Source organism: Caulobacter sp. SSI4214 (genome assembly GCF_012184455.1).
In the GTDB taxonomy this organism is placed as follows: Bacteria; Pseudomonadota; Alphaproteobacteria; order Caulobacterales; family Caulobacteraceae; genus Caulobacter; species Caulobacter vibrioides_E.
The window spans coordinates 1-1109 of sequence record NZ_SZWJ01000180.1 but is presented as its reverse complement, the minus strand read 5'-3'; the positions used below and the strand labels follow the sequence as shown (position 1 = coordinate 1109).

Annotated in this window: 1 protein-coding gene; it reads left to right on the top strand. The window is 67.5% G+C overall.

Annotation, left to right across the window (positions count from 1 at the left end):
* Window positions 1-12: 12 nt before the first annotated feature.
* Window positions 13-1109: S-(hydroxymethyl)glutathione dehydrogenase/class III alcohol dehydrogenase (locus FCU40_RS22985; protein ID WP_004622665.1), on the top strand; the 1097-nt coding region annotated here is incomplete at its 3' end.

The window sequence follows — 1109 nt, the reverse complement described above, 5'->3', positions numbered from 1 at the left end:
GGGAGCCCCGCCATGAAGACCCGCGCCGCCGTTGCGTTTGAAGCCAAGAAGCCGCTGGAGATCGTCGAGGTCGACCTGGAGGGGCCTAAGGCGGGCGAGGTGATGATCGAGATCAAGGCGACGGGGGTCTGCCACACCGACGCCTACACGCTGGACGGCCTGGACAGCGAAGGCATCTTCCCGTCGATCCTGGGCCACGAGGGCGCGGGCGTGGTGGTCGAGGTCGGCGCGGGGGTGACCAGCGTGGCGGTCGGCGACCACGTGATCCCGCTCTACACGCCCGAGTGCCGTCAGTGCAAAAGCTGCCTTAGCGGCAAGACCAACCTGTGTACGGCCATCCGCGCCACCCAGGGCAAGGGGCTGATGCCCGATGGGACCAGCCGCTTCTCGTACAAGGGCCAGCCGATCTACCACTACATGGGCTGCTCGACCTTCTCGAACTACACGGTGCTGCCCGAGATCGCGGTGGCCAAGATCCGCCGCGACGCGCCGTTCAAGACGTCGTGCTACTGCGGCTGCGGCGTGACCACGGGCGTGGGTGCGGTGACCAACACCGCCAAGGTCGAGCCGGGCTCGAACGTCATCGTGTTCGGCCTGGGCGGCATCGGCCTGAACGTCATCCAGGGCGCCAAGCTGGTCGGCGCCAACATGATCATCGGCGTGGATCTCAACCCCGCCCGCGAGGAATGGGGCCGCAAGTTCGGCATGACCCACTTCGTCAACCCGAAGGACGTGCAGGGCGATCTGGTTCAGCACCTGGTGGCCCTGACCGACGGCGGCGCCGACTACACCTTCGACGCCACCGGCAACACCGGCGTCATGCGTCAGGCGCTGGAGGCCTGCCACCGGGGCTGGGGCGAGAGCATCATCATCGGCGTGGCCGAGGCGGGCAAGGAGATCTCGACCCGTCCGTTCCAGCTGGTCACCGGCCGGGTGTGGCGCGGCACGGCCTTCGGCGGCGCGCGCGGCCGCACCGACACGCCCAAGATCGTCGACTGGTACATGGACGGCAAGATCCAGATCGACCCGATGATCACCCACGTCCTGCCGCTGGACCGCATCAACGAGGCCTTCGACCTGATGCACAAGGGCGAAAGCATCCGCACGGT